Here is a 21,834-nt window from a genome sequence, read left to right as displayed (position 1 = left end):
GAATTGCGGGGCTTCAGGCCCCGCTTTTCATTTTCAGCCGCGTAACATTTCGAGCGAAACGGTGGCGCTTTCCTGCTCGTTGTCCGGCTCTCCGGGCTCTGGCCGTATCGAGAATTCGACCAGCACCGGAACATGGTCCGAGCCAACGGCATCCAGTCGCTCGATGGAATGAATCACCACGCCGCCCTTGACGAACACGTTGTCGATGGGCAGCCCGGCGAAGAGAAAGGCCATCGGCAGCCGCCGGTCGATCCAGGTCGGCCCGGGTGAGGGAACGAGATCGAGTCCCCCCGCCGTGGCCAGCCGGGATGCAGCCGTGCTCCATGGCGCGGCGTTGAGGTCGCCGGCGAGGATCGCATTGTCTGCGAGCCTGGAGAGCGGCCCGCTCATTTGCGTGATCTGCCGGGATTGCGGGAGAGGCCACGGCCAGCCGAGATGCAGTGCGGCTATATCGACCGTCGATCCGCTGAAATCCACGGAGGCCATGGTGAGCGAAACCAGCGGGTGGCAGGCCGGTTCGCTGCGCTCGACGAAGGGGCGACGCGACAGGATCGCAACTCCATAGCGCGTGTCCGCATAAGTGCAGAAACTGGTGTAGGGGTAAGCGCCGTTGAGGAGCTTCAGCTTTTCTTCCCATCCCGGACTGACCTCGGAAAGGCTTACGACATCCGGCTGCACGCGGCCGATCAGCGACAGCACTTTTTCAGGCGTCGCATTGTCATGCCGCAGGTTGAGTTCGAGCAGTCGATAGACGGCGCTGTCCGCAGGCCTGGCCGGAAAGGCCTTTGCATTGATCCCGCCCGGAAGGTGCATCATACCGGTCACGGAAGACAGGGCGCTCAGCGCGAACACCAGCGCCGACAAGGAAAGCAGCCGATCCGGCGTAAAGAGCAGCGGCATAGCCAGGAGCGCGGTGAGGAACGCCAGATGCACGCGAAAATGGGCGAAGGAATCGAAGGCCGGGTGCAGGTCGCCGAAAAATCCCAGCATCAACGCCAGTGATGCGCCGATCATGCAGGGCAGAACAAGGGAGCGGAGCTTACGTGTCATGAGCGATGCTTGTGGACCCAATTGCGGCTCATTGATGGTGTCGCGATGCTCGCATAGGATGCGCGCTGGAAATGGCGGATACATACCGGGAAAAGCGTTTGAAGGCGACCGTCGCAGCATTTTCGATCCTGACCGCAGCTCTCACGGTCACGCCCCCGACATATGCGCTGGCCGGTGGCGAGATCGTCGAACGGGTGGAAACCTATTCCATATCGGGACGCACGGGCATCGAGCTCTATCGTTCGATCGGAGAGCGGGGTCCCAAAAGCGGCGTCGGGCGCGCCATCGCGCATACGACTTTCAAGCTGACCTGGCGCAGGGATTACCGGCCGCAGGGGGCTTCGTGCACGCTCGTTTCCGCCGTCCCGCGTCTCATCATCACCTATACCCTGCCGAAACCCTCCAATCCTCTCCCGCCTGAAACGAAGAAGCGCTGGGAAACCTTCATCGACGGCATCAAGCGCCATGAGGAAGTCCATGGCGTTCATATGAAGGAGATGGTGGCCGAGATCGAGGCCAACACGATCGGTGCGACGGCCGGAAACGATCCGGGTTGCAAGAAGATCAGGCAGGACATTCAGGCGCCGCTTGGCGCGGCGTCGCTGCGACAGCGCCAGCGCAGCAGCGAATTCGATCGGGTCGAGATGGCCGAAGGCGCAAATATGCACCGTCTCATCCTCGGGCTGGTGAACGGCGAATAAAAAATGTCGCGGCGCAATCCGCGCCGTTACTGGAACGCCGTTTCCGTGAAGCTGCGCAGCTTGCGCGAATGCAGTCGCTCCATCGGCATTTCGGCAAGCTTCTCCATGGCCTTGATACCGATGGTGAGATGCTGGGCCACCTGCCGCTTGTAGAACTCGCTGGCCATGCCCGGCAGCTTCAGTTCGCCATGCAGCGGCTTGTCGGAAACGCACAGCAGCGTTCCGTAAGGCACGCGGAAGCGGAAGCCGTTGGCCGCGATGGTGGCCGATTCCATGTCGAGCGCGATGGCGCGTGACTGCGACAGCCGCTGCACCGGACCGCGCTGGTCGCGCAGTTCCCAGTTGCGGTTGTCGATGGTGGCGACGGTGCCGGTGCGCATGATGCGCTTCAGGTCGTAGCCGGAAAGGCCGGTCACCTCCGCAACCGCCTCCTGCAAGGCCACCTGAATTTCGGCCAGCGCCGGCAGCGGTATCCATACCGGCAGATCGTCGTCCAGAACGTGATCCTCGCGCACATAGGCATGCGCCAGCACATAGTCGCCCAGCGCCTGCGTGTTGCGAAGACCGGCGCAGTGACCGAGCATCACCCAGGCATGGGGGCGCAGCACGGCGATGTGGTCCGTGATGGTCTTGGCGTTGGAGGGGCCGACGCCGATATTGACCATTGTGATGCCGCCGTGACCGGGTTTCTTCAGGTGATAGGCCGGCATTTGCGGCACTCGCGAAAGCCCGCCTTCGGGGCGGCTGCGATCCTCCCCGGCTCTGGTGATGAAATTGCCCGGCTCGACGAATTCAGAGTAGCCGCCACCGCCTTCCGCCATCAGGCGCCGGGCGCGGGCCACGAACTCGTCCATGTAGAACTGGTAGTTGGTGAACAGCACGTAGTTCTGGAAATGCTCCGGGCTGGTGGCCGTGTAGTGCGGCAGCCGGTGGAGCGAATAGTCGATGCGCTGCGCCGTGAACGGGGCGAGAGGGCGCATTTCGCCTAACGCCAGTTCGAAGGTGCCGTTGGCGATGTGATCGTCGATGCCGTCAAGATCCGGCACGTCGAACAGGTCGCGGATGGGGCGGCGGATGCGTTCGGCGGCGGAGCTTTCTACATAACTCCCTTCGAGGAAGGCGAAATGCAGTGGGATCGGCGTCGCCGATTCCTGCACAGTCATCGGTACGCCGTGGTTGCGGATGATGAGACGAAACTGCTCGGTCAGATAGGTGTCGAACAGGTCGGGCCGCGTGACGGTGGTGGAGAAATGTCCGGGCAGGGGCATGTGCCCGTAAGCCTGACGCGAATCCACCTGCGTGAAGGACGTCGTGGTCACGCCGACTTCAGGATAGAAGGCGCGATAACGTTTGTCCGTGTCGCCGCCTGACGCAAGGGCGGTAAAGGAATCTCGCAGGAACCTCGTGTTGCGTTCATAGATGCGGCGCAGCGCGGCGACCGCTTCGGCGGGATCGGTGAAGCTTTGCGGCTGCACCGGCTCGGGCGTGATGATCGTTTCGATGGCCTGCGGGTAGATTCTCTTTTCCATGACCCACTATAGGGCCACGGCTCGAAGGTGTGGAAGAGGCCCGTTGAAGCTTGCTGTTGATGTTCGCTTGACGGTCATGCCCGCTTGAGGCTGACCAGCAGCACGAAGCCGACGCCCTTCTTCTTCAGCGAGGGGGCCTCGATGGTCTGGCCCATATCGCCACGCACCAGGGGAACGGCCAGAACTGGGGCGGCCAGCAGCGCCAGGATCAGGGCCGCGCGGGGGAGGATGCGCAGGAAGGTCAGGCTGTTTTCGATGGCGGCGTTCATTGTGCTGTTCCCTGTTCCCCGCCTCAGCGGCCCGTCGCGCCGGTGCAGCCGAGCAGGCATTTGCTGGCGCGCACCTCATCCCAGTGGCGGGGCTGGCGACCGGCTTCGGCGACGATCATGGCGAAGCCGATGCCGAAGAGCGTGGCCAGCAGGCAGACGATGGTGAAGCGGCGAGCGAGCATGTCTCGTTTTCCTTGATGTCTGCGTCAGGATCGCACCGGCCGCCTGAACTCTCTCTGAGAGGGCCGTTCATCTGAGGTTCAAAATTATTGACGCTGCTTAACCATGCCCGCTTATTGCGCCGGGATGGGGAGCGCCTATGTGCTTGGGCAGGTCATGAAACTGCCGGAGAACGACGAATGACGATCCAGACCGCCCCTGTGGAACTGCACTACTGGCCGACGCCCAACGGCCACAAGATCACGATCTTCCTGGAGGAAGCAGGCATCCCCTATGAGGTGCGTTATGTGAATATCGGCCGCGGCGAGCAGTTCGAGCCGTCCTTCCTGCAAATTTCCCCCAACAACCGGATGCCGGCGATCGTCGATCCGGAGGGGCCGGGCGGGCAGCCGATTTCGGTCTTCGAGTCCGGCGCCATCCTGCAATATCTTGGCCGCAAGTTCGGCAGGTTCTACCCCGCTGACGAGCGCCAGCGCACAGAGGCCGACCAGTGGCTGTTCTGGCAGATGGGGGGGCTTGGGCCGATGGCCGGACAGGCGCACCACTTCCGCCAGTACGCGCCGGAGAAAATCGAGTATGGCATCGACCGTTACACCAATGAGGTCAACCGGCTCTACGGGGTGATGAACAAGCGCCTTGCCGACCGCGACTATCTCGCCGGTGACTATTCGATCGCCGACATGGCCGCGTTCCCGTGGGTTCGCCCTTACCGCAATCAGGGACAGGATCTGGAGGATTTTCCGAATCTCAGGCGTTGGTTCGAGGCCATCGCCGCGCGCCCGGCCGTTGTGAAGGCGGTCGAGGTCGGACAGGACCACCGCAACAATCTGGCCGAGGACAAGGAAGCGCAGAAAATCCTGTTCGGCCAGAAGGCGCGCGCCTGAACACCGTTCATTCAGGAATGAAAGGCCGCCGGATAAGCGGCGGCCTTCTCTTTGGCTACTGGCGGGTGAGCTTTTCGCTTTTGCAGATCAGCCCGCCCAGCACGCAGCCGGAAAGCGAAAGGGTGTTGCCCGACACGCTGGCCTTGCCGTTGTAGGTCTTGCCTTCATCCAGCTTGTTGACCGTGCCCTTGTAGGCGCCGCCGCCGCCTTCCATGCAGCCGATCGATTTGCCCTTGTATTCCCCGGACATAACCGTGCCGCAATATTTCGCGGCGCTGCCGGCATAGGAGATCAGCGTGCCGTTGGGCCGCTTCCATGTGCCTTCGATCGGATCGGCAAGGGCCGTGCCGGCCGTCATGAGAATGGCGAACGCCGCCACGCTGGCAATACGAAACATGTCTCCTCCCTGAGCGCTGCGTTCCTCTTACGCAAACGTAAGCTAATCCAGTCCCGCGCCGAACGAAAGTCGTGCCGCTGGGGAAGTTGGCCGATATTTTTCGGACCCTCACGGAGCCCGGGTAAAACGAAATCACGAAACCGATGCGTCGCCGTGGTTAGCGAAGGGTTGAATTCGGGGTGTGAAATTTCCGTAAAATTCGAGTTGAAAGCCAGCTGTTCCCGGCCTTTCCATCGTTAACGAAGTGTGACGTTTACCTATTGTTTTAGCTTTGTTTTCCTCAAATTAAGCACGTCTTTTTACGGCGAATTCAAGCCCATGGGGCATTCTCGGAAGCATCGAAGGGCAGCCTCCCGAACACCAAGAACGAGGCGCTCTCGCAACGGGACAGGGGTTTGAAATGGCACGTTTTGAAATGCACGAAGCCGGTTTCGGCGCCATGGGCACGATGGCTCAGGCCGACATGTTCGTTGAACTCGGCATGATGTACGCCACGGGTCGCGACTGTGAGGTTGATCAGATTGCCGCCCACAAGTGGTTCAACATCGCGGCCATTAAGGGTTCGGCCCGCGCCGCGGAGCTGCGCTCGGAAATCTCGGCCAACATGTCGAAGACGGATCTGGCGCGGGCCCTTCGCGAGGCGCGTGAATGGATGACGATGCACTGACCGAAAATTGAAAAGCCGCGCATAGAACGCGGCGATGACAAGGCGACGGTCGCTCCAACGGCCAGAACCGCAAGACAGGGCAGGCATGGAATAGGCGCGGGGGCGCTTCCACCAAAACAATGCATACACAGCCGGGCCGCGACCGATCGGGACAAGATCGGCGCGGCCTTTGGCTTTCCAAACCATGTCGGGACAGGGCTCACGGCGTTCTATGGGAGGCGGCCTGCTCCTCGGCGGGCTCTGCGAAACGCACCAGCACCGCGCCGTCGGTGACCTGGCTGCCCTCGGCGGCGATTTCCGCGATCATCCCGTCATGCGGGGCGGCAATTGCGTGCTCCATCTTCATCGCTTCCAGAACCAGCAGGGGCTGGCCTTTGGCGACCATATCGCCGGCGGTGGCGCGCACCACCTTGACCAGACCCGGCATCGGCGCGCGCAGGCTATCCGCGCCGCCGCCCCCTTCTTCCGCCCGGTCCAGCGGATCGGGAACCGCGAATGTGCAGCTCACCGGCCCGTCGAACACACTGACATGTCCGGGCCAGCGCGCCAGGTTGACCGTCGCCGGACGCAGGCGACGCATCTTGCCGTCCCGTCCCTCGAGTTCAACAAATACCTTGCCGGCTTCGACGCCGGCGCGCGCCCTGATTTCCTGCTCGCCATATCTGAGGACGACTCGTTTTGGCGTCGCATGGAAGTGGGCATAGCCGGCGAGCGCCGACCACGGATCATCGGGGGCCGCGGGGTCGGAAAGATCGAAAACGGCAAGAGCGGCGGCGGCGATCTGGCCCTCGGAAGGTTCCGGAACCGCGGTCAGAGCATCCTGTTTGCGGCCTATCAGCCCGGTATCGACATCGCCGGCGGCGAAATCAGGGTCAGCGGCAAGGGCGGCGAGGAAGGCAGTGTTCACCGTCGAGCCGGCGATTTCCGTCTCCGCCAGCATGTCGCCGAGCGCATCGAGCGCCGTCTTCCGGTCAGGCCCGTGAACCACCAGCTTGGCGATCATCGGATCGTAGAAGGGCGAGATGGCGTCGCCTTCGCGCACCCCGGTCTCCACCCGCAGAGACGTGCCCGGCGCAGGCTCATCCGGAAACCACAAATGGTGCAGCGTACCGGTGGCAGGCAGAAAACCCCTGGCCGCATCCTCGGCATAAAGCCGCGCCTCGAAGGCATGGCCATTCAGTTCAATCTCATCCTGGCGTTTCGGCAGCGCTTCGCCATAGGCGACGCGCAACTGCCATTCGACCAGATCGCTGCCGGTGATCATCTCGGTGACCGGATGCTCGACCTGCAGGCGGGTGTTCATCTCCATGAACCAGAAGCGATCGGACCTGAGCCCCTGCGAGGCGTCCACGATGAATTCGATGGTCCCCGCCCCGGAATAGGAGATGGCCTTAGCCGCTGTGACGGCTGCCTCGGTCATCGCCGCGCGCATCTCAGCGGTCATGCCGGGGGCGGGGGCTTCCTCGATCACCTTCTGGTGGCGACGCTGCGCCGAGCAATCGCGCTCGAACAGATGGACGACATTGCCGTAATTGTCGCCGAACACCTGCACCTCGATGTGACGCGGCTTCTCGACATATTTCTCGACCAGAACGCGGTCATCGCCGAATGCGGCCTTGGCCTCGCGGCGCGCCGAGGACAGCGCTTCCGCTAAATCCTGCGGATGATCGACGCGCCGCATGCCGCGCCCGCCGCCTCCGGCGCGGGCCTTGATCAGCACGGGAAAGCCGATTTCGTTTGCCTTGGAGGCGAGCAGCACAATGTCCTGCGCCTCGCCGTGATAGCCAGGCACCACCGGCACGCCGGCCCTCTCCATCAGCCGCTTGGCGGCGTCCTTGAGGCCCATGGCGCGGATCGAGGTTGCGGACGGGCCGACGAAGATCAGCCCGGCGTTCACCACCCGGTCCACGAAATCCGGGTTTTCCGACAGGAAGCCATAGCCGGGGTGGATGGCTTCCGCGCCGGTCATCAACGCTGCGGCGACGATGCGCTCGCCGTCGAGATAACTCTCGGCCGCCGGTGGCGGGCCGATGCGCACCGCCTCGTCGGCCATGGCGACGTGTATCGCGCCGGCGTCGGCGTCGGAATAGACGGCGACCGTCGCCACGCCCATGCGCCTTGCAGTGCGGATGATGCGGCAGGCGATCTCGCCGCGATTGGCGATGAGGATTTTAGAGAACATTGGACTGGTCGGCTCCCGTCCGGTCGATGGAGAAGTCCCGGTCGTTTCGCGGGAATTTCAGAGGCTTGTCGGCCCCCTCGTACAGGATCATGAAATCGGAATAGATTTTCACGAGGCGGCATTTTTCGCAGCCGTCAATGGTGACATATGCATTGTTCCGTGAAGAAATATTCCAATGGAAATTCGAATATCCATGGAAGAAAAGAACGGTCAGGACGAAAAACATGGAAAGGAATTGAACGAGGATTTTCTTCTCTGTCTTGTCGAAGATTTTATGCAGGAATCGAATTATGAATGGGGACAGGGATATGAGAATGATCGTTACGGGAAGATCGATTGTCTCCTTCCTGCTTATCAGGAGCAATAGAACGCCTATCATAAACATCGATATGATTATGAATATATGAGACTTTCTGCTGAAATCGAAATCGTTCTGCGTAAATTTAAGAATACCGTTTCCAGCGACATACAGAAACAGAACGAAAGGAAGAAGGTATATCGTTCCGCTCAATAAATCATTGTACGATAATGTCGTCACGATTCCTGTTTCGGTTGGAAGAAGGAAACCGAAATTGTAGGAGGACGAAGCTGCAATCGTCGCGATGACGATTGCAGGAAGGTCTTTCTGAATCTCCGAAAATACTTGCATCCCTACATCCTGAAAAGGCCGAATTTGGTGTCTGACGCCGGCGCGTTGAGCGCGGCCGACAGCGACAGCGCCAGCACTTCGCGACTTCTGGCCGGGTCGATGACGCCATCATCCCACAGGCGCGCCGAGGAATAGAGCGGATGGCCCTCGCGCTCGTATTTCTCCAGCGTCGGGCGCTTGAACTCGGCTTCCTCCTCCGCGCTCCAGCTACCGCCCCTGCGCTCGATGCCCTCGCGCTTCACCAGCGCCAGCACCATGGCGGCCTGTTCGCCGCCCATCACCGAGATACGCGCGTTCGGCCACATCCACAGGAAGCGGGGCGAATAGGCGCGGCCGCACATGCCGTAATTGCCGGCCCCGAACGAACCGCCGATGATCATCGTCACTTTCGGCACGCCGGCCGTTGCCACCGCCGTCACCAGCTTCGCGCCGTCCTTGGCGATGCCGCCGGCCTCGTATTTTTTGCCGACCATGAAGCCGGTGATGTTTTGCAGGAAAATCAGCGGAATGCCGCGCTGGCAGCACAGCTCGATGAAATGCGCGCCCTTGAGCGCGCTTTCGGAAAACAGCACGCCATTGTTGGCGATGACCCCGACCGGCATGCCATGGATATGCGCGAAGCCGGTCACCAGCGTCGTGCCGTAATTCTGCTTGAACTCGTCGAACTCGGAGCCGTCGACGATGCGGGTGATCACCTCGCGCACGTCATAGGGCTGGCGCAGATCGGTCGGCACGACGCCATAGAGTTCGCGCGGATCGTGAAGGGGTGGAATCGGTTCACGAAGATCGAGCCCGATCTCCTTCTTTCGATTCAGGTTTCTGACGATGCGCCGCGTGATCGCCAGCGCATGCTCGTCGTCCACAGCAAGGTGATCGGCGACGCCGGATTCGCGCGTATGCAGGTCTGCGCCGCCCAGTTCCTCGGCGCTGACATCCTCGCCGGTCGCGGCCTTCACCAACGGCGGACCGCCGAGGAAGATGGTCGCCTGCTTGCGCACCATGATCGATTCGTCGGCCATCGCCGGCACATAGGCCCCGCCGGCGGTGCAGGATCCCATCACGCAGGCGATCTGCGGTATGCCGGCCGCCGACATGGTGGCCTGATTGTAGAAGATGCGGCCGAAATGCTCGCGATCGGGAAACACCTCGTCCTGGTTGGGCAGGTTCGCCCCGCCGGAATCGACCAGATAGACGCAGGGCAGGCGGTTTTCGCGGGCGATCTCCTGCGCGCGCAAATGCTTCTTCACAGTGACCGGGTAATAGGTGCCGCCCTTCACCGTGGCGTCGTTCACCACCACCATCACCTCGCGGCCTTCGACACGGCCGATGCCGGCGATCATGCCCGCCGAGGCGATGTCGCCGCCATACATGTCCCAGGCGGCGAACTGGCCGATTTCGAGGAAGGGCGAACCCGCATCAAGCAACTGCGCCAGCCGCTCGCGCGGCAGCAGCTTTCCGCGCGAGACATGGCGCTGGCGGGCTTCTTCCGACCCACCTTGCTGCACGGTTGCCGCCTTTGCGGCAATGTCGTCCACCAGCGTGCGCATACGCTCGTCATTGACGCGGAAGGCCTCGGACGACGGCGAGATTTGCGAGCGAAGCACCGCCATCTCAGATATCCTCGCTCATGATTTCGCGGCCGATCAGCCAGCGGCGGATTTCGGAAGTGCCCGCGCCGATCTCATAAAGCTTGGCGTCGCGCAGCAGGCGGCCTGTCGGGTAATCGTTGATGTAGCCGTTGCCGCCGAGAAGCTGAATGGCGTCGAGCGCTGTCTGCGTCGCCTTCTCCGCAGCATAGAGAATGCATCCGGCTGCGTCCTTGCGCGTGGTCTGGCCACGGTCGCAGGCGGAGGCGACGGCATAGACATAGGCGCGGCAGGCGTTCAGCGTGGTGTACATGTCGGCCAGCTTGCCCTGCACGAGCTGGAAGTCGCCGATGGGCCGGTCGAACTGCCTGCGCTCTCGCACATAAGGCACAACCACGTCGAGGCAGGCGGCCATGATGCCGAGCGGCCCGCCGGCGAGCACCGTGCGCTCATAGTCGAGCCCGGACATCAGCACTTCGACGCCCTTGCCTTCCTCGCCCAGCACGTTCTCGAACGGCGCCTCGACATTTTCGAACACCAGCTCGCCGGTGTTGGACCCACGCATGCCGAGCTTGTCGAGCTTCTGCGCCACCGAAAATCCCTTGAAATCCTTCTCGATCAGGAAGGCGGTGATGCCGCGCGACTTCCGCTCCGGGTCGGTCTTGGCATAGACGACCAGCGTGTCGGCGTCCGGCCCGTTGGTGATCCACATCTTGGTGCCGTTGAGCACGAATCGGTCGTTTTTCTTCTCGGCTCGCAGCCGCATCGACACCACGTCGGACCCCGCGCCGGGCTCCGACATGGCGAGCGCGCCGCCCGCCTTGCCTGAGCACAGCGGCGGCAGGTATTTTTCCTTCTGCGCCGGCGTGCCCCAGCGGTTGATCTGGTTGACGCACAGATTGGAGTGCGCGCCGTAGGACAGGGCGACAGATGCGGAAGCGCGTGAAATCTCCTCCATCGCCACCACATGGGCGAGATATCCCATGCCGCTGCCGCCATAGGCCGGGTCGGCGGTCATCCCGAGCAGGCCGAGCGCGCCCATTTCCTCCCACAGATGGGCCGGAAACTCGTTGCTGCGGTCGATCCCGGCGGCCAGCGGGGCGATCTTGTCCTGCGCGAAGCGATGCACGAGATCGCGAAGCGCCGCGACGTCTTCTTCATGCCCGAAGTCGAGTGCCTGCCTGTACATGATGGATCTCCCGTTTCGTTGACGCCCCGACGAGGCGCATTGTCATGGAAAGATAGGTTCGCGTCACGCCCTCGACCGACAGTCGCTCGTCCGGCCGAAACCAGACGATGACGCCGGTGATCATCTGGATGATCGCCATGGCGGTGAGCCCGATGTCGTCAATATCGAAGACGCCGCTTTCCGCGCCCTCGCGCAGGATGGCGCGCAGTTCCTTTTCATAAGAGGTGCGCAGTCTCAGGATGATGGTCAGCCGCTCGGGCGACAGGCTGCGCAACTCCATATTGGAGACGTGGGTCTGCGAGCGCCGCTCGATATGGAAGGCGATGTGATTGGCCACGAAAGCGGACAGCCGCTCGGCGGCGTCGCCGGAGGAAGGGCGGGCGTCGTTCCATGCACCCAGCAGCGCCTCCATATGCGCGCGCATCAGTGTGAACAGCAGTTCTTCCTTGGTGGGAAAGTAGCGATAGAGAGCGGCCGGCTGCACGCCCACCCGGGCGGCGAGCTGGCGCATGGTCACCGCCTCGTAGCCGTGACGCGCAATGAGGTCGACAGCCGCCTCGCGGATCGCCGCCTCAGTCCGTTCTCCATCCGAGCCTGCCGTTCGCGCCATCGGATTCCTCTCCATCAATTAATAAAACGTACGTTCAATTAATTCAAGGGGCGCTCATTTCAGTAAGGACGATGGCTGGGAATGGATGGAAGTCGGGTCAGACCTGATCCTGCTCCGGATAAGAGCGCCCCTTGCCGAGAACCATGCCGACGCCGATCAGCGCCAGCCCGAGGCCTGAAAAGGCGGCCAGGCTTGGCAGATGCTTGGGGATTTCGCTCCATACCGGGCGCACAACACTGGCCGTGTCGAATGTGTCGGCGCTGTACTGGCACAGAATGAAGGACGATTGCTTGCGCACCATATCCGCGTCGATGCGCGATATGAGGTCTTCCACGGCTGCCTTGTTGGCTGAGGTTTCCCGCATATGGGAAAGCAGTTCGCGCGCAGCCGACAGATAGGCATGGGCGCACTCGTTGAAGGGGCTTTCCTCGTCGCTCAGCGAGCCCGGAACCAGCCCCCACAGGCAATAGGTATACTGGATATTGCCGTAATTCAGCAGCCGCACGAAAGTGTCGTCCACCTGCCGCTCCTGCGCGGCGAGCTTCATGATCTCGCTGCGGTGGTCCGCAATCACGGCCATCTGGCCGTGTGACAGGCTGGCGATCGGTATGCCTTTGATTTCCGCCGGATTGCTGCGCCGATGCGCTTCAGCCGAAGATGATGCGAAGCAAGCCGCGGCAACCGCAACAAGAAGCGCGGCGCGCGCCGGTGGGGGAGCGCGCCGCGTCATGGCGTTGTCAGGCCGCCCGGGCGCGTGCGCCGGCAGGCAGGGCCCGCTCGGCGACTGCGCCGAAGGCAAGGCCGATCACCGTCCACAGCACGGCGTGCATGCCGAGCGAGGAGGTGCGGAAGCGCCAGAGCAGGTCGGCTGAATAGCCTTCCGGAATCTCGTTCACCGTCGGCAACGCATATTGGGCGATGGCGATGATGACGAGGAAGGCGAGCCCACCGACAATACCGGCGGTCCAGCCGCCAAGCCGGGTCCACAGCCGCCGCGCCAGCGCCACGGCGACGACAGCGGCGATGATGGAGACGATCAGCATGACGAAGAACAACTCCGTGCGTTCGCCGATCGTTTCGGGATTGCCGACGGCCGGCGGCGTCGCCGGATATTTCAGCGCCGGCGCCAGCACCACGGCGATGAAGGCGGCGACGGCCAGAAGCCCGGCGGTGGCGCGGGGTCCGAGCGAGGTCACGCGGCCATGGACATAGGCGAACACGAGGGAGAACAGACCGCCGATGGCGGCGCCGTAGACGACCGAGCCGGTCAGGAGGCCCAGGCCCGCCTGGGTCTCGCGGCTGACCAGTTCTTCTTCCTCTTCGGCAGGCTCGCCGGAGGCTGCGGCCATCGCTTCTTCATAGGCGATGGCGCTGTCGATGTGAGGCTCGCCGAACACACGGGCGAATCCGAACGCGAAAAGTCCGGCCAGGATGCCGACCAGCATCCCGCGAAGCAGAAGATTTCCAACCATGGCGTCAGACTTTCAGTGGCAGGGGAAGCCGAGGAGATGGCGCGCGTCATGAACGAATTCATGCGTGCTCAGGTTCGAGAGCAGGGTTGTCGCCCCTTCCTCCGCCCCGATAAAATAGATGGCCAGCATCATGAGCAGGCCGCCAAAGATCGCCCACGGCATGATTTCGCGCACCGGAATCGGAACCGGGCGGACTTCTGGTGCAAAAGTGATGTCGGACATCGTGCTTCTCCCTGGGATGCTGCGTCCCGCTGTTGCAAGCTGTGAAACACGGATCAAGGCCTGACTTCCGGCGATAATTGCCGGTCACAGTGGCGCGACCGCGCTGGATTTTCACCAGCTTCCAGATCCGTAATCTTTGCCGACACTAGTCGCCGTCATGTATGGCTGTCAATGAAGCGAAGGGAGTGTGAATGACAGGACGCCTGACGTTGATCTGCTGCGGCTCCACGGAAGCGAACAGGTTTGGCGCTTTCGCACGGGATGAGCCGCTGGAGCCCGGAGCGATCGAGTATGCCCGGATGGTGGCCTGCGGCCTTGCGCGCGCCGATCGTGTGTGGCGAAGCCCGGCGCTGCGCGCCGTCGAGACCGCCGGGGCTCTCGGGCTGGACGGCGAAGCGCGGCAGGCGCTGCGCGATCAGGATTTCGGCCAGTGGGCCGGACGCAAGCTTGCCGAAGTTGAGCCGGGCGAACTGGCGACGTGGATGTCGGACCCGGACGCGGCGCCGCACGGCGGCGAATCGCTCCGCGATCTCAGGCGTCGTGTGTCCGCCTTCCTGGAAGAGGCCCTCGGCATGGCCGGTCACACGCTCGCGATCACCCACCCGCCCGTGATCCGCGCGGCAGTTTGCGAGGTGCTCGATGCGCCGCCGCAAGGCTTCTGGTCGGTCGATGTCGAGCCGCTCGGGCTGACGCGTTTCACCAGCGATGGGCGGCGCTGGGCCCTGCGTCTGGCCGCGCTCCGGTAGGGCCTGCTAGCCGGCCCTCGCAATCTCAAGAGCCTTCGGCATTTCCTCGGCCAGAATGTCGAGCTCATGGTCGAGCCCGACGCTGATGCGAATGCAGCGATCCAGCCCTGCCGCCATGGGTTTGCGGATGAACACGCCTCGCGCCAGCAGCGCCTGCATCAGTTTCAGGGCGAACGCTCCGTCCTCACCGCAATCCACGGCCACGAAATTCGTGGCCGAGGGCAGGGCCTGCAAACCGTTGTCCCCGGCTATTGTCGCGATACGGCGACGACCTGCATCCACCTTGCGCACGACCCCGGCCAGATAGCCCTGATCCTCCAGAGCCGCTTCACCGGCGATCTGCGCCATGCGGCTGACGCCATAGTGGTTGCGGATTTTCTCGAAGGCGGCGATGACCGTTTCCTCTCCGATGGCGTAGCCGCAACGGATGCCGGCGAGCCCGTAGGCCTTGGAGAAGGTGCGCATGCGCACGACGTTCGGCCTCGCCACATCGATCGCGGGCAGGGCGCTTGCCGGCGCGAGTTCGCAATAGGCTTCGTCCAGAATGAACATGGTGGTGTCCGGAAGCGCTTCGATGAAGCGGTTCACATCCTCTGCATCCCACCAGCTTCCCATCGGGTTGTCGGGATTGGAGAGGTAGACCAGCCGGGCGTCTTCCCGGCGCACCGCATCGAGCAGCCCGTCGAGGCTTTCGCGGTCGTTTTCATAGGGAACCGGCGCCAGCCTGCCGCCGACGCTGGCGACATGGAAATTGAAGGTGGGATAGGCGCCGAGCGACGTCACCACCGGCTCGCCCGGCGAAACATACATGCGCGTCAGCAGGCCGAGCAGCCCGTCTATGCCTTCGCCGACGACGATGTTCTGCGGCTTTACGCCGTGATGGGCGGCGGCCGCGACCTTGAGGTGGTGGTTGTCCGGATCGCAATACATCCACATGTCGGGCGCAGCCTTCACCATCCGTTCGATCACGCGGGGCGAAGGGCCGAAGCTGCTTTCATTGGCGCCGAGGCGGGCGCGGAATTTTTTGCCGCTGTCGCGCTCCTGGGCTTCCGGGCCGACAAAGGGGACGGTAGACGGCAGAGCGGCGATGACTGGCGTGAACGGCGTATAAATAGGCATGGCGATCCTGTTGTCGAAACGGCCCGCAGGTAAGCCCGACAAAGGGTAAAGTGCAAGAGTTTTCGAGAGTTGAGGGCCGTGTCACGTTCCGCGCGGAAAGACCTTCAAAATCAGCAGCGCCGGGCCCTCTCGGCAGTCATGGCGGTTCCCTGCTGCTGCAGCCCGTCGATCTTCGCGGTCTGCCTGTTCTTCACCGCATCTGCCCCGCGTCTGGCGCCTACCAGCCAGAATGGCGGCTCCCAGCTATCCACCTTTCCACGGCGAACGGCCGTCGCGCTGATTTCCCTCGCGTTTGTGCCGATCGATGTGTCGAGATCGATGCAGGACGCGCTCTGGTACGCCGCCGGGTCGACGGGGCGTGACGCGCACCCGGTCATGGCTGCGGCGGTGAGTACGGTGAGGCTGAGGACCGTGCAGGACAGTCTCATGGAATGTGCCCTTCCCAATCCGGATGACGCCTTCTCAATCTGCGACGCTATCTGTGCAGCCCGATTGGGTCGATCGTATGGTCGCCAATGTCCGTGCTTTCGTGCGATGACCCGGAACAGGAAAAGCATCAGGCACGAATAACGTCCGCCTGCGGTCTGAAGTTCCGTCCTGCTCGTGTGGGACGAACATCCTGCGCGTTGCGGGGTTGGAATACGGGCCGAAGTTCTGCTTGTCGTTTATTCCAACCAGGGGGAGCGGCACCCAGTGCTGCCCGTCAATCGGGCGCAGGCGGGCGGTGATCTTGCCGCATTCCGAAAAGCTTTGCCTGATGCTGCCAATATCGGGACATTCGGCTGTCACAAACCGATCAGGATTAGCAGTGTGAGCGACTATAGTGGCGGGCCATGCGAGATAGCGATGAGTACTATACCTACTCCATTGCCCTCCATACCCCTCCTAAATAGGCACGCCTGCTTAGCACCCTCATCTCAGGCACTCGGGCAACCTTTACCTTCTTCCGAAAGCGGACGTTCCAGCTCGCTTAGTCCTAGCCATGTCAGGCGCTGCTGATACTGGCGGGCTGTGAATCCTTGCGCAATATTCGTGTCGCGGCCTTGTTATGTTCCGGTGCGTTCCAGACCACGCCTTTGTCCGATGGCGCCGTTAATAGGACCGTGGAGCAGGGCAGACCGGCCGCATCGAATTTGCGTGCGATGAACTCACTCTCGCCACGGTCATGGCTCGACATGATCAGCTGATAGCCGTTCAATTCAACCATATTGCGCATCACATCGACAAAGGCGGCGGTGTGGATGATGTCGTTATGCTGCAGCGGATCATCGAGCAGCAGTGCGCGCCAGCGTGACCACGGATAGGCCGTGCTCGCGGCGCACAGGATGCTGAAGCCATTTGCGGCAAGTTGGCCTTCGCTCAGCACGACCTGGGGCGGCAAATCCTTCTTCGTCTCGATCGCATTGTCGACCTTCTCGCGGTAACGCAGCGCCATTCCGAAACTGGTCGCATCAACCCTCGTGTCGGCCTTGAACTGAATGCTTTCACCGGGCGTGCTCAGCATCGCCTCATTGAAATCATCGATCACTGTATTGAGCGGATCCAACACACGCGTCGAAAAATCGTCAGCCTGCTTCTGAAGGTCTTCCGAGTAGCGCTTTACCGCGCTGCGTGCCGTAGTGGTGAGTTTGACCGCCGCCCGCGCTGCCTCAAGCTTGCTTTTGAGTTCGGCTAGATAGGCCGTCGGATCCCGCACACCGTCCTCGCCTCCGGTCACCCGCATAGAATCGACGATCTCGTCGATCTCGCTCTGGAGAAGCGCATCCTCATTTTCGCGGGCAAGGACGAGCTGGCGTTCGGCCAGTGACCGCAAATCCGCCAGCACGGCGTCGATGGCCGCGAGCCCACGGTCATATTCAGTCTGGCTCGGAATGTCCTTAAGACCAGCGCGGGTCCAGCGCTGCTGCATCTGCCGCGCCGCCAAGTCCGAGGTTGTGCGGGCTGCCTCGGCCGCGGAAAGGTCGCGCTGTGCGAGGTCGAGCGCGGCCTGCTCGCGCTGGACGTCCGTAGAGGCGCTGGCCGCCGCCTCGTTCATCTGTGCCAGACGAGCCCGCGCGCCTTCGCCCCGCTCACGCTCAGCCGTTAATCTCGCTTCAATGTCGCCGATCGTTGCGTTTGACAGATTGCGTGCGGCGATGCGATCGGCGCACGCCTTGTCCTCTGCCTGATACTTTGCCAGCCGGGCACCAAGCTGATTGTCTCGCGCGATCAGTTCGTCGAGATCAGCTGCAACGCTCGATCGCTGTTCTATTGCCGCCGCCGCATTCGCCGACAGCGGGGCCAGCGCTGCCTCTGCCGCTGCAAGTGCGGCATCTGCATCGCGTGCCCGGCTTGCCGCAAGCGCGTCAAGGTCGCTATCGGGGGCTGTAGCCAGAGTTTGGGCAATGCTGGCACGTGCGTTTGTTACGGCGTCAGCGGCCGCCCTCGCGACCCGTTCGAGCCCGTCGACCGCCACCACCACCCCAAGCAGGCGACGGACTTCATCGTTAAGCGCAGGTCGGGTGCTCCGCAACGCCTCCAGCGCGTCATCGGCCTGCGCGAGACGATGGTCGCTGCCTGATGCGGCAGCATCGGCTAGCGCCTTGAGTGCGCCCGGTTCGAACTGCGTCCGGCACACTGGGCAGTCGGTGTCTCCCTCATGGATATGGCTGGCGAGCTGCGACAAGGCCGCGCTGATCGCCGACGCATGGCGATCGGCCTCGGCGCGTTCGCGTTCAGCAGCGGCAATCTTGCTGTCGAGATTAGAAAGTCGCGATTCGAGCGGCGTAAGTTCGGTCGCTGCGCGCGCGGCGGCTTCGCGTCCCTGGGCCAGCGCGGCCTCGGCGGCCCCGGACTTGCCTTGGAGATCGAGACAATCCGCCATCGACTCGTTAAGCGCGCGCGCGGATGCGGCGAGACTTCGCAGCCGAGCGACTTCGGCACTGGCCTCGCTATGCTGGCTGATCGCCGCATCGGCTTCCGCAATCGTCGTGCGATGTGCAGAGATCGCCTCGTTCAGCGCTGTCCGATCCTGCTGCTCCGTTGAGATCAGCGTGGTCAGCTGGGCGCGGCGAGCGAGATCGGTACGCGCGGCATCAAGCACACCGATGTTCTGATCGATTGTGGCGATCGCTGCGGTTTGCGCGATCACCGCGTCGCCGGTCGAGCCAACCAGCGGAGACGCCCGATCGAGCCGCGCCTGCGCATCGCTCACTACGCTGCGCTGCCGCACGAGACTTGGATGATCAAGCTGGCCTTCGGCTTGGCTGACCAGGAACTGCGCCGGAAGCGCCGAAAGCGCTTCGAGCGCTGCCTTGCGTTCGCCGGTGGTACGCAGCGCCTCGCCGATCCGGTCGCCAAGCGCCGCAAGGCGTTGCCCAACGCCTTCGCTGGTGACTGCAAGAGGCTGACCCGCTGCGAGCTGCTGAAGGTCAGCCTCGAGCTGCTCGATCCGCGCTACGACTTCGTCGGCCGTCAGCGCACCCGTGGCACGGGCGGCCGCGCGGAGGCGCTCAAGGCGCGTCATCCATCCTTGCCAGTCCGCGATCTGCCGATCGAGCGAGGCGACGACGCCCTGTTCGGCGTCGAGCCGGCGCGTGAAAGCCGCAATGGTCGGCCGCCCGCGCAGGCCCGCGCGAATACGCTCGAGCCGATCGATGCCGCTTGGCCCCTTGAGCGCCTGCCATTGATCGTGTGGGTCGCGGCTGGTGAAACGCTGCTGAGCTGCCTGGCCGAGAAAATGGGTAAGAGCGAGATACGTCCCAAGATCGTTGATCGTACGGCGGTCGGGCCGCGCAAGTTGCGCAACGATTTCCGCCATTGCCGTGGCGCCCTTGGCACTGCGCTCGACGGCGCCACCGCCCGAAAAGGTCAGCGCGACGCTATGCGAACCCGGCTCAGCGCCCCGGCGCGTAAGATAATCCTTCTCGACAAGTTTCTTGCGGCCCCTGTTGATGTAGGGTTCGAACCGCCGGATCTTGTTGGTCAGTCCCCATTCGATTGCATCGAAGAAACTGCTTTTTCCCAGGCCGTTGGTGCCGGTAAGTAGCACGAGACCGGGTGCTGCCGGAATGTCGATCGCGAAGTCGCCGAAGGTACGAAAATCTTGGATCGCGATGCGGGAGAGGAAAATCTCGCTCATGCTTGACCCCGCCGACCCCAAGATTTGACCAACGCCGCGACGATATCATCCGGAGTCTTCTTCTCATCGAGCGCGATCCGCTCCCATTCGTCCGCAGTTGTTCGGGGCAGACCCGGCGCGGTCGCACCGGTGCCACTCAGCTCATCGAGCGCGACGTCCTCGAACTGGCCTTCGGCATGGACCCATGGCCGCGCGAGGAACGTGCGCTTGAGGAAGTCGGTGAAACTCTCGTCGTCATTCAGCGGATCTTCGGGTCGCAGCCACGCCAGCTTGCGAGCAACGCGGTCATCGCGCTCGACCATCAACGCCATCGCACGCCATGCCTCCTGTCGCTCACTCGCACGAGGCCCGAGCAGCATCAGCTGCAAGTCCAGCGTCTCGTTGGTCCCAAGGAACGAGCGCGCAACGACACATTGGTTGCGGCAGCGCCGCAACGTCTCGATCACAGCTTCCATGGCCGCAACGTCAGGAAGTATGCCCAGCACGATATTGAAGCGATCGATCCGGATCGCATGGCTCTCCGCCGGCAGATCGGTCGGGCTGAGCATCGTCGACTTGCTCGATCCGCCGTTGAAGGTCGCGCTCGCCAGTTCGGGCCGATCCACGACCTCAAGCTCAAGCGCCAGCGCCGCCTTGCGCAGCCGGTCAGCGAAATCCGCGAGTCCGGGTGAAAGAGTCGCACTAGCCGTCATGCCGCGCCTTTCATGATCGTCTTTTCGAGCGCCTCGAAATGCTGCGCCTCGACTGCTGCCAGCAGAGCGCGCAACTCGGCCAAGCCCGCCGCCGCCGCTTCGATGAAATCGCGACTGATCGACATGATTACGGGGCCAGAGCCATCCGTATCGCTGAGCCCCGGCTGGTCGGTGTCGATCTGTGCGAACGGCCGTTCGGCGATTCGGCTGACCTCGATGCCGCTTTTGACGACGAGGATGACGAACTGGGTCTGCCACATGAACGAGGCGGCACACAATGACATCTCGTCACCGTTTATCATGTCGGCCGCGCATCCATGACCGGCCCATTCGCTGTCGCCGTCGCGGAGGCGAACCAGATTGCCCGGCCTGGCGCTTTTTGGCGATGTGGCGTCCCAGGCTGCAGCAATGGCAAGCGCGACCGCGGTGCCGCGCAGGATCACGGGCCACTTGCTGGGACCGACGAGAATCTGAGCCGCGTCACGATGTTCGTCCTCATCGACCGCACAGATCATCAGGCGCAGGAAATGATTTAGCAGTGCCGGGTCGTCGGTGAACGACGCATGCCAGATCGCCCAGGTCGCGGTCATGGCCGCCCGAAGATCCTGTGCGATCTTGACATTGATCGGGCGGCCGGGATCGGCATTGCTGGCGAAAAATGGCTGGAGGTGTGCGTCAAGGCGGCCGAGCAGCCAGCTATCGAGCGACCGGTGAATCCGACGTGCGAGAATTTCGGGCGGCAGCGCGACCGGATTCTGGGCAGCGCCGCCGGGATTGCCGGCCGCGATCGCCGGCATCGCCATGCCTTCAGCGTGCGGCGATTCCAGGCTTAGTTCGCGGACAAGCTGGCTCCACAGGCCGGGTGCAGCGTGTAGCCGGCAATTGCTGCTGTGGCAGGCGACCCGCAGCACCGCACCCGCGACGGCGCCAAGCGCCTCCGGACCATCGGGTAAAATGACTTCAAAGGGCCGCTGCTCGCTCCACGACCGGATAAGCTGCTCCGCAGGAACCGCTCCGGACCAGCGAATGTTGGTGGCTTCGCGCAGCAGCTGCACTGATATGGGAAGCTGGTTGGCTGCCTGTCGCTGCAGCCGCGGCGCTAGGATATTCGCGCTGCGCGCCGCCTCCCGGAACAGGGAACGTGCCGGTCCCGATAGTTTCGGGACAAGCGTTGCCTCGCCATGGCGGGCAAGCCATTCCCTGTGCGTCACATCGAAACTGCCCAGGTGCGGGGCAAAGGGGGCCCGCACCACTTCGCGTTGGGGGCCGCGGCGGACGACCACCGCGTCCGCCGCGACTGTCTCCCCGGCGCAGTCGAGCCAGAAAGGGGCAACGACCGGTGCCGCGTCCGGCGCGTCGATCCGGGTGACGACACCGCAATGCAGATGCCGGAAGGAGCGCTGGGCGTCGCCTGCGCACGCCTTGATCGTGAGATAAGCGGCCAGCCGGTTGAGTGTTGCCGTCGAGACGTCGAACTGAGGTGGTCCCGGTTTCCGAGACAGGGGCATAAGGTGGATCGACCGATGAAAAGGACGATCCAGCATGAAGACACGCAGACGGTTCTCGGCCG

Annotated in this window: 23 protein-coding genes and 1 riboswitch; of the genes, 5 read left to right on the top strand and 18 right to left on the bottom strand. The window is 63.0% G+C overall.

What is annotated here, in order from left to right:
* Positions 1-33: 33 nt before the first annotated feature.
* Positions 34-1,050, bottom strand: coding sequence for an endonuclease/exonuclease/phosphatase family protein (locus tag ABID44_RS14615; protein ID WP_354152449.1), 1,017 nt, complete (start codon positions 1,048-1,050; stop codon positions 34-36).
* A gap of 71 nt (positions 1,051-1,121) precedes the next feature.
* Between ABID44_RS14615 and ABID44_RS14610 the strand changes: the two genes are divergently transcribed.
* Complete coding sequence (locus tag ABID44_RS14610) at positions 1,122-1,751, top strand: DUF922 domain-containing Zn-dependent protease (RefSeq protein ID WP_354152448.1); 630 nt, start codon at positions 1,122-1,124, stop codon at positions 1,749-1,751.
* Between the two features lie 26 nt (positions 1,752-1,777).
* Here ABID44_RS14610 and ABID44_RS14605 read toward each other — a convergent pair whose 3' ends face one another.
* The 3 genes from ABID44_RS14605 to ABID44_RS14595 all read right to left on the bottom strand — a co-directional run bounded on the left by ABID44_RS14605 (position 1,778) and on the right by ABID44_RS14595 (position 3,731).
* A complete protein-coding gene (locus tag ABID44_RS14605; RefSeq protein WP_354152447.1) occupies positions 1,778-3,280 on the bottom strand; it encodes an AMP nucleosidase in 1,503 nt (500 codons plus the stop codon).
* A 74-nt stretch (positions 3,281-3,354) separates the two neighbouring features.
* The gene (locus tag ABID44_RS14600; protein WP_354152446.1) at positions 3,355-3,549 is read right to left on the bottom strand and encodes a hypothetical protein; all 195 of its coding nucleotides are present in this window, start codon (positions 3,547-3,549) and stop codon (positions 3,355-3,357) included.
* Positions 3,550-3,572: 23 nt separating this feature from the next.
* Entirely contained in the window at positions 3,573-3,731 is a 159-nt protein-coding gene (locus ABID44_RS14595; RefSeq protein ID WP_354152445.1) for a hypothetical protein, read from the bottom strand.
* A 177-nt stretch (positions 3,732-3,908) separates the two neighbouring features.
* On the opposite strand from ABID44_RS14595, the gene ABID44_RS14590 reads away from it, so the two are divergent.
* Complete coding sequence (locus ABID44_RS14590; RefSeq protein WP_354152444.1) at positions 3,909-4,613, top strand: glutathione S-transferase family protein; 705 nt, start codon at positions 3,909-3,911, stop codon at positions 4,611-4,613.
* 55 nt (positions 4,614-4,668) lie between these two features.
* On the opposite strand, the gene ABID44_RS14585 is transcribed toward ABID44_RS14590, so the two are convergent.
* Positions 4,669-5,010 (bottom strand): DUF2147 domain-containing protein, encoded by a 342-nt coding sequence (locus tag ABID44_RS14585; RefSeq protein ID WP_354152443.1) that lies wholly within the window; start codon positions 5,008-5,010, stop codon positions 4,669-4,671.
* 400 nt (positions 5,011-5,410) lie between these two features.
* Between ABID44_RS14585 and ABID44_RS14580 the strand changes: the two genes are divergently transcribed.
* Complete coding sequence (locus ABID44_RS14580; RefSeq protein ID WP_354152442.1) at positions 5,411-5,677, top strand: sel1 repeat family protein; 267 nt, start codon at positions 5,411-5,413, stop codon at positions 5,675-5,677.
* Positions 5,678-5,876: 199 nt separating this feature from the next.
* Here ABID44_RS14580 and ABID44_RS14575 read toward each other — a convergent pair whose 3' ends face one another.
* Both ABID44_RS14575 and ABID44_RS14570 read right to left on the bottom strand, forming a co-directional pair.
* Positions 5,877-7,859, bottom strand: coding sequence for an ATP-binding protein (locus ABID44_RS14575; protein ID WP_354152441.1), 1,983 nt, complete (start codon positions 7,857-7,859; stop codon positions 5,877-5,879).
* A complete protein-coding gene (locus ABID44_RS14570; protein WP_354152440.1) occupies positions 7,849-7,971 on the bottom strand; it encodes a hypothetical protein in 123 nt (40 codons plus the stop codon). Before ABID44_RS14570 ends, ABID44_RS14575 begins: the two co-directional genes overlap by 11 nt.
* An 81-nt stretch (positions 7,972-8,052) precedes the next feature.
* Here ABID44_RS14570 and ABID44_RS14565 point away from each other — a divergent pair, with 81 nt between their 5' ends.
* Entirely contained in the window at positions 8,053-8,226 is a 174-nt protein-coding gene (locus tag ABID44_RS14565; protein ID WP_354152439.1) for a hypothetical protein, read from the top strand.
* 284 nt (positions 8,227-8,510) lie between these two features.
* Here the strand turns inward: ABID44_RS14565 and ABID44_RS14560 are convergent, their stop codons facing one another.
* The 6 genes from ABID44_RS14560 to ABID44_RS14535 all read right to left on the bottom strand — a co-directional run bounded on the left by ABID44_RS14560 (position 8,511) and on the right by ABID44_RS14535 (position 13,587).
* The gene (locus ABID44_RS14560) at positions 8,511-10,118 is read right to left on the bottom strand and encodes a carboxyl transferase domain-containing protein (RefSeq protein WP_354152438.1); all 1,608 of its coding nucleotides are present in this window, start codon (positions 10,116-10,118) and stop codon (positions 8,511-8,513) included.
* Between the two features lies 1 nt (position 10,119).
* Positions 10,120-11,283, bottom strand: a complete 1,164-nt coding sequence (locus tag ABID44_RS14555) for an isovaleryl-CoA dehydrogenase (protein WP_354152437.1) — start codon at positions 11,281-11,283, stop codon at positions 10,120-10,122.
* Positions 11,252-11,893 carry a TetR/AcrR family transcriptional regulator gene (locus ABID44_RS14550; RefSeq protein ID WP_354152436.1) on the bottom strand — a complete coding sequence of 214 codons (642 nt, stop codon included), beginning with the start codon at positions 11,891-11,893 and terminating at the stop codon, positions 11,252-11,254. The genes ABID44_RS14555 and ABID44_RS14550 overlap by 32 nt, the downstream gene beginning before the upstream one ends.
* Positions 11,894-11,990: 97 nt before the next feature.
* Positions 11,991-12,623, bottom strand: a complete 633-nt coding sequence (locus ABID44_RS14545; RefSeq protein WP_354152435.1) for a hypothetical protein — start codon at positions 12,621-12,623, stop codon at positions 11,991-11,993.
* A 7-nt stretch (positions 12,624-12,630) separates the two neighbouring features.
* Positions 12,631-13,365 (bottom strand): CbtA family protein, encoded by a 735-nt coding sequence (locus ABID44_RS14540; RefSeq protein WP_354152434.1) that lies wholly within the window; start codon positions 13,363-13,365, stop codon positions 12,631-12,633.
* A 12-nt stretch (positions 13,366-13,377) separates the two neighbouring features.
* On the bottom strand, positions 13,378-13,587 hold the full coding sequence (locus ABID44_RS14535) for a CbtB domain-containing protein (protein WP_354152433.1): 210 nt from the start codon (positions 13,585-13,587) through the stop codon (positions 13,378-13,380).
* Positions 13,588-13,635: 48 nt separating this feature from the next.
* Positions 13,636-13,718, bottom strand: a riboswitch (adenosylcobalamin (AdoCbl) riboswitch).
* Between the two features lie 60 nt (positions 13,719-13,778).
* On the opposite strand from ABID44_RS14535, the gene ABID44_RS14530 reads away from it, so the two are divergent.
* Positions 13,779-14,333 carry a histidine phosphatase family protein gene (locus tag ABID44_RS14530; RefSeq protein WP_354152432.1) on the top strand — a complete coding sequence of 185 codons (555 nt, stop codon included), beginning with the start codon at positions 13,779-13,781 and terminating at the stop codon, positions 14,331-14,333.
* A gap of 6 nt (positions 14,334-14,339) precedes the next feature.
* Here the strand turns inward: ABID44_RS14530 and ABID44_RS14525 are convergent, their stop codons facing one another.
* From ABID44_RS14525 to ABID44_RS14505, 5 genes are all read right to left on the bottom strand, one after another.
* Positions 14,340-15,452 (bottom strand): pyridoxal phosphate-dependent aminotransferase, encoded by a 1,113-nt coding sequence (locus tag ABID44_RS14525; RefSeq protein WP_354152431.1) that lies wholly within the window; start codon positions 15,450-15,452, stop codon positions 14,340-14,342.
* Between the two features lie 110 nt (positions 15,453-15,562).
* Complete coding sequence (locus ABID44_RS14520) at positions 15,563-15,880, bottom strand: hypothetical protein (RefSeq protein ID WP_354152430.1); 318 nt, start codon at positions 15,878-15,880, stop codon at positions 15,563-15,565.
* A gap of 557 nt (positions 15,881-16,437) precedes the next feature.
* Positions 16,438-19,572: an AAA family ATPase gene (locus ABID44_RS14515; RefSeq protein WP_354152429.1), complete on the bottom strand. Its 3,135-nt coding sequence runs from the start codon at positions 19,570-19,572 to the stop codon at positions 16,438-16,440.
* Positions 19,569-20,264, bottom strand: coding sequence for an ABC-three component system middle component 1 (locus ABID44_RS14510; protein ID WP_354152428.1), 696 nt, complete (start codon positions 20,262-20,264; stop codon positions 19,569-19,571). The genes ABID44_RS14515 and ABID44_RS14510 overlap by 4 nt, the downstream gene beginning before the upstream one ends.
* Positions 20,261-21,834: ABC-three component system protein (locus ABID44_RS14505; protein ID WP_354152427.1), on the bottom strand; the 1,574-nt coding region annotated here is incomplete at its 5' end. The genes ABID44_RS14505 and ABID44_RS14510, both read right to left, overlap by 4 nt.

This window comes from Aquamicrobium ahrensii (assembly GCF_040545755.1).
In the GTDB taxonomy this organism is placed as follows: domain Bacteria; phylum Pseudomonadota; class Alphaproteobacteria; order Rhizobiales; family Rhizobiaceae; genus Mesorhizobium; species Mesorhizobium ahrensii.
This window is presented reverse-complemented; position numbering and strand designations above follow the sequence as displayed.